5 protein-coding genes and 1 pseudogene are annotated in these 6,071 nt (G+C 61.2%); all 6 read left to right on the top strand.

Annotated features, from left to right (window positions below):
- Positions 1-1,055 (top strand): pyridoxal phosphate-dependent decarboxylase family protein (locus EN939_RS17490; protein WP_164751047.1); only part of this gene is annotated, 1,055 nt, incomplete at its 5' end.
- A 127-nt stretch (positions 1,056-1,182) separates the two neighbouring features.
- Positions 1,183-1,950, top strand: a complete 768-nt coding sequence (locus EN939_RS17495) for a DeoR/GlpR family DNA-binding transcription regulator (RefSeq protein WP_127258922.1) — start codon at positions 1,183-1,185, stop codon at positions 1,948-1,950.
- Between the two features lie 125 nt (positions 1,951-2,075).
- Complete coding sequence (gene glpD / locus EN939_RS17500; RefSeq protein WP_127269022.1) at positions 2,076-3,602, top strand: glycerol-3-phosphate dehydrogenase; 1,527 nt, start codon at positions 2,076-2,078, stop codon at positions 3,600-3,602.
- Positions 3,603-3,644: 42 nt separating this feature from the next.
- Positions 3,645-4,724 carry an ABC transporter ATP-binding protein gene (locus EN939_RS17505; protein ID WP_127269023.1) on the top strand — a complete coding sequence of 360 codons (1,080 nt, stop codon included), beginning with the start codon at positions 3,645-3,647 and terminating at the stop codon, positions 4,722-4,724.
- 9 nt (positions 4,725-4,733) lie between these two features.
- Positions 4,734-5,801, top strand: coding sequence for an ABC transporter ATP-binding protein (locus tag EN939_RS17510; RefSeq protein WP_127269024.1), 1,068 nt, complete (start codon positions 4,734-4,736; stop codon positions 5,799-5,801).
- Positions 5,802-6,071: pseudogene (locus EN939_RS17515) on the top strand (sugar ABC transporter permease); the annotation flags it as partial.

The raw sequence follows: 6,071 nt of genomic DNA on the forward strand, positions 1-6,071 counted from the left end.
CCGTCGACTGGATGCGCCAGGCGCTCGGCCTGCCGGAAGGTTTCTCGGGCGTAGTCCAGGATTCAGCCTCGTCGGCGACACTGGCCGCAGTGCTGACCATGCGCGAACGGGCGCTCGATTGGCAAGGCAACAAACAAGGCCTGGCAGGGCAGGCGCGGCTGCGCATCTACTCCTCCGACCAGGTGCATACTTCGATTGACCGGGCGATCTGGGTGTCCGGCATAGGCGAGGACAATCTCGTGCGCATTCCCGTCGCCGGCCGCTTTCGCGCCATGGATACGGCGGCACTCGAGGCGGCAATCATCGCCGACAGGGAAGCCGGCATGCTGCCGGCCGGCATCATCGCTTGCGTCGGCGGCACCAGCACCGGCGGCGCCGACGATATTGCAGCGGTTGTCGAGGTCGCACGGCGGCATGGGCTTTATCTTCACGTCGACGCCGCATGGGCGGGATCGGCGATGATCTGTCCGGAATATCGGCATTTCTGGACAGGCGTCGAAGGCGCCGATTCAATCGTTTTCAATCCGCACAAATGGCTGGGCGCCCAGTTCGACTGCTCTATCCAGTTCCTGCGCGATCCCGAAAGCCATGTGAGGACGCTGGCCGTCAAGCCGGATTATCTGAAGACACACGGCCACGACGGCATCATCAACTATTCCGAATGGTCGGTGCCGCTCGGCAGGCGATTTCGCGCGCTGAAATTGTGGTTCCTGCTGCGCGCCCATGGCCTGGAAAATCTGCGCACGATGATCCGCAATCATGTCGGGTGGAGCGAAGCGCTGGCGGCGCGGCTGGCAAGGGAGTTGGATTTCGAGATCGTCAGCGAACCGATGCTGTCGTTGTTCTCGTTCCGACACAAGATCGCAACCGACGCGGACGAGCACAATCTGCGCCTGGTCAATGCGATCAACGACGATGGCCGCATCTACCTGACGCAGACGAAGGTCGATGGCAGGATCGCAATCCGGTTCCAGGTCGGACAGTTCGAGGCGACCGCCGCCGATGTTGATACGGCCTTCACCGTCATCACGGAAATCGCGCGCGCAATGGATTGATCGGGCACAATCTGGTTTGCGTTCGTATTCACCTTGGCAATCACATGCATTTCATTAGCCGGCTTATGCCTTTTCATCGGTTTCGTTTTCGACTATAGACAAGAAAAACGAAAACGGGAGGTTGCCTATGTATCTGTCGCCGCGCCATGCCGAGATTATCCAGATGGCCAAGGATCATGGCCGCGTGCTGGTCGATGATCTGGCCACCCACTTCAATGTGACGCCGCAGACCATACGCAAGGACCTCAACGATTTGTGCGACCAGCGGCTGCTCTCGCGCATCCATGGCGGCGCGTTGTATCCCTCCGGCATCGAGAACATGGAATATGAGGCGAGACGCAAGATCGCCGCCGACGAGAAGGAGGCGATCGGCCGTGCGGCCGCCAGGCTGATCCCCGACAATGCCTCGCTGTTCATCAACATCGGCACCACGACCGAGTCGGTCAGCAAGGCGTTGCTCGATCACAACGGGCTCATGGTCATCACCAATAACATCAATGTTGCCAATAGGATGCGGATATATCCCTCGATCGAGGTGGTGATCGCCGGCGGGGTTGTGCGCGGTTCCGATGGCGGTGTGGTCGGCGAAGCGGCGGTCGACTTCATCAGGCAGTTCAAGGTCGACTATGCGGTGATCGGTGCATCCGCCATCGACCATGACGGCGCCTTGCTCGATTTCGATTTTCGCGAGGTCAAGGTGGCGCAGGCGATCATCGCCAATGCAAGGCATGTCATCCTGGTTTCCGACCAGACCAAATTCGAGCGAACCGCACCGGTGCGCATCGGCCATCTGTCGCAGGTCAACACCTTCATCACCGATCGTTGCGACATCCCGTCAGTGCGCAAGATCTGCCAGGAGGCCGAGGTTCAGTTGATCGAGACGTCGCTCGCCTAGGCGGTTTCTGCCCGATATCACGCGCTCGTGATATTTCGTTTGACATTCGTTATCATTTCGAAATAATTCCGACACGGTTTCGTAAAAGCCCAAAAATGGTGCAATGCGAAATCGTTGGAGGAATTGTGGACGCATCTCCGATCCGTGACATTTTCGTCATAGGTGGCGGCATCAATGGCTGCGGCATTGCCCGTGATGCCGTCGGTCGTGGCTTTTCCGTGTTTCTCGCCGAGATGAACGACCTAGCCAGCGGAACCTCCTCGGGTTCGACCAAATTGATCCATGGCGGCCTGCGCTACCTCGAATTCTACGAATTCCGCCTGGTGCGAGAGGCGCTGATGGAGCGCGAGGTTTTGTGGAAGAACGCGCCGCACATCATCTGGCCGATGCGGTTCGTGCTGCCCTATGCCAAAGGCCTGCGTCCGGCCTGGCTGATCAGGCTCGGTCTCTTCCTCTACGATCACATTGGCGGGCGCAAATTGCTGCCCGCGACCCGGACGCTGGACATGGCCAGGGATCCGGCCGGCAAGCCTTTGAAGCCGCTGTTCAAGAAGGCCTTCGAATATTCGGATGGCTGGGTCAATGATGCGCGACTGGTGGCGCTGAACGCGCGTGATGCCGCCGACCGCGGCGCCACGGTCCGCACCCGCACGAAAGTGACCGGCGCGCGCCGCGAAAACGGCCTGTGGGCAATCCAGATCGAGGACCTGCAGACCGGCGAGACCGAGGAGATCAAGGCGCGACTGCTGGTCAATGCCGCCGGCCCCTGGGTCGATCATGTGCTGTCCGGCGTCGTCGGGCTCAACGATGTGCACAATGTCCGCCTCGTGCAGGGCAGCCACATTGTCATCGCCAGGAAGTTCGACGATCCACGCGCCTATTTCTTCCAGAACAAGGATGGCCGCATCATCTTCGCCATTCCCTATGAGGAAGAGTTCACACTGATCGGCACCACCGACCAGGATTATCCCGGCGATCCGCATGACGTGAAGATCAGCGACACCGAGATCGATTACCTCTGCGCCGCGGCAAGCGAATATTTCGCCCAACCCGTCAAGCGCTCGGACATCGTCTGGACCTATTCGGCCGTCCGTCCGCTCTATGATGACGGAGCCTCCAAGGCGCAGGAAGCGACGCGGGACTATGTGCTCAAGGCCGATGGCGGCGACGGCGCCGCCCCAATTGTCAATGCTTTTGGCGGCAAGATCACCACCTATCGCCGGCTGTCGGAATCGATGCTGGAAAAGATCGAGAGTTTTCTCGGCAAACGCGGCAAGCCGTGGACGGCAAACGCGCCGCTGCCGGGCGGCGATTTCCCGGCCACCGGTTTCGATGCCGAAGTGGCGAAATTGAAAACCGCTTATCCATTCCTCGACGCGCGCCTGGCTCGCCGGTTGACCCGGCTCTATGGAACCCGCGCGAGGATGCTGCTGGGGCTGGCCAAATCGAACGTCGATCTCGGCCGCAACTTCGGCGCCGATCTCTACGAGGCCGAGGTGCGCTATCTCGTTCAAAACGAATGGGCCGTCACATCAGAAGATGTATTGTGGCGCCGGACCAAGCGCGGTCTGCATCTCAGCCGCGAGCAGGTGGCGGCGCTCGATGAGTTCATGCGCGGCATAAGCCGGCGCCATGTCGCGGCTGCCGAATGAAGAGGGGTTTGAGCTGATGCGGAAGGCCTGGGAGGAGGCGTCATGCTGGAACTGAGAAACGTCACCAAGGCGGTCGGCGCGGTCGAGCATATAAGCGACGTGTCGCTGACGCTCCAGCACGGCTCGCTCAACGTCCTGCTCGGACCTACGCTTTCCGGCAAGACAAGCCTGATGCGGCTGATGGCCGGCCTGGACGTGCCGACCTCCGGTTCGATCTGGTTCGACGGCCAGAATGTCACCGGTGTGCCGGTGCAGAAGCGCAAGATCGCCATGGTCTACCAACAGTTCATCAACTATCCGGCGATGACCGTTTATGAGAACATTGCTTCGCCGCTGCGGGTGGCCGGCATCGAGCAGGCCAGGATCGACAGCCAGGTGCGTGAAGCCGCGGCTCTTCTCAAGCTGACGCCCTATCTCGACCGCACGCCGCTCAGCCTGTCCGGTGGCCAGCAGCAGCGCACCGCGCTGGCGCGCGCCATCGTCAAGAACGCAAGCCTGGTCCTGCTCGACGAACCGCTCGCCAATCTCGACTACAAATTGCGCGAGGAACTGCGCGCCGAATTGCCCAGGATATTCGCCGCCGCCGGCACCATCTTCGTCTACGCCACGACCGAGCCGCACGAGGCGCTGCTGCTCGGCGGCAACACGGCGACGCTTTCGCAAGGCAAGATCACCCAGTTCGGACCGACCATCGAGGTGTTCCGCAAGCCGGTAGATCTGGTGACAGCCAGGACATTTTCCGATCCACCGCTCAATACTATAGTGCTTGCCAAGAAGGGCCGGGATTTCCTGCTCGAGGGCGGCGTGAACCTGCCGGTGCCGGCCGAGCTCTCCGGCATTGCCGATGCCATGTACACGATCGGTTTTCAGCCGCACCACCTGTCGCTCGAGCGGCCCAATGCGGCGGCCGTACCGGTGCGCGCCAAGGTGACGATCACCGAGATCACCGGATCGGAGAGCTTCATCCATCTCGATTTCGCCGATGCGCGCTGGGTCATGCTGACCCATGGTATCAGGCATTTCGAGCCGGACGAGGTGGTCGAGGTGTTCATCGATCCGCGCCACATCATGGTTTTCGACGAGCACGGCAGCGCCGTGACTGCGCCGAAGCTGGCGGCTTGAGGGCAAGAGATGGCACGCATCGACGTCAACCATGTCAGGCATTCCTACCTGCCGAACCCGCAGAAGGATGCCGATTTCGCGCTGCGGGAAGTGCATCATGTCTTCGAGGACGGCGGCGCCTATGCGCTGCTCGGGCCCTCCGGTTGCGGCAAGACCACGCTGCTCAACATCATTTCGGGATTGTTGCACCCCTCGCACGGCCAGTTGCTGTTCAACGGCAAGGACGTGACCAATTTGTCGACGCAGGAGCGCAACATCGCGCAGGTGTTCCAGTTCCCGGTCATTTACGACACCATGACCGTCTACGACAATCTGGCCTTCCCGCTGCGCAACCGCGGTGTGCCGGAAGCCGATGTCGACCGCAAGGTTCGCGAGACGCTGGAGATGATCGATCTGGCGTCGTGGGCGAAGAAGAAGGCGAGGGGCCTGACCGCCGACCAGAAGCAGAAGATCTCGCTCGGCCGCGGGCTGGTGCGCTCCGACGTCAACGCCATCCTGTTCGACGAGCCGCTGACCGTCATCGATCCGCACATGAAGTGGGTGCTGCGCTCGCAGCTGAAGCAGTTGCACCGCCGCTTTGGCTACACCATGGTCTATGTGACCCACGACCAGACCGAGGCGCTGACCTTCGCCGAGCAGGTCGTGGTCATGTATGATGGCGGCATCGTGCAGATCGGCACACCGGCCGAATTGTTCGAACGCCCGCGCCATACCTTCGTCGGTTATTTCATAGGCTCGCCAGGCATGAACGTCATGCCGGTGGCGATCGACGGCAAGACGGCGACGCTCGGCTCGCAGCGCATCGAACTGCCGGGCGCACCCAAGGCAGCCAGCGGCGCCGTCGAGCTCGGCATCCGTCCCGAATATGTCCGGCTCGGCCGCGAAGGCATGACCGTGCAGGTCAGCAAGGTCGAGGATCTCGGTCGCCACAAGGTGGTGCGCGCCAAGCTCGAAGGCCGCGATATCTCTGCCGTGATCGGTGAGGACGAGACCCTGCCTGCCGATCCGAAGGTGCGGTTCGACCCGGCCGGCATCAACATCTATGCCGATTCCTGGCGTGTCGAGATGGAGGCCTAGATGGAGAAGACCTGGAACAACAAGGCCTGGTTCATGGTGCTGCCGGTCCTCCTGCTGGTGGCGTTCTCGGCGGTGATCCCGCTGATGACGGTGGTCAACTATTCGGTGCAGGACACGTTCGGAAACAACGTCTTCTTCTGGAACGGCTCGGACTGGTACACCGAAATCCTGGAGTCGGAACGCTTCTGGCTGTCGATGGTCCGCAACCTGATCTTTTCCGCAACCATCCTCGCCATCGAGATCCCGCTCGGCATCTTCATCGCTCTCAAC

The sequence above is a fragment of the Mesorhizobium sp. M7A.F.Ca.CA.002.05.1.1 genome (assembly GCF_003998335.1).
In the GTDB taxonomy this organism is placed as follows: domain Bacteria; phylum Pseudomonadota; class Alphaproteobacteria; order Rhizobiales; family Rhizobiaceae; genus Mesorhizobium.

Coding starts and splice junctions, on each gene's coding strand:
- EN939_RS17495 (WP_127258922.1), top strand. CDS start 1,183: ATGTATCTGTCGCCGCGCCATGCCGAGATTATCCAGATGGCCAAGGAT.
- EN939_RS17505 (WP_127269023.1), top strand. CDS start 3,645: ATGCTGGAACTGAGAAACGTCACCAAGGCGGTCGGCGCGGTCGAGCAT.
- EN939_RS17510 (WP_127269024.1), top strand. CDS start 4,734: ATGGCACGCATCGACGTCAACCATGTCAGGCATTCCTACCTGCCGAAC.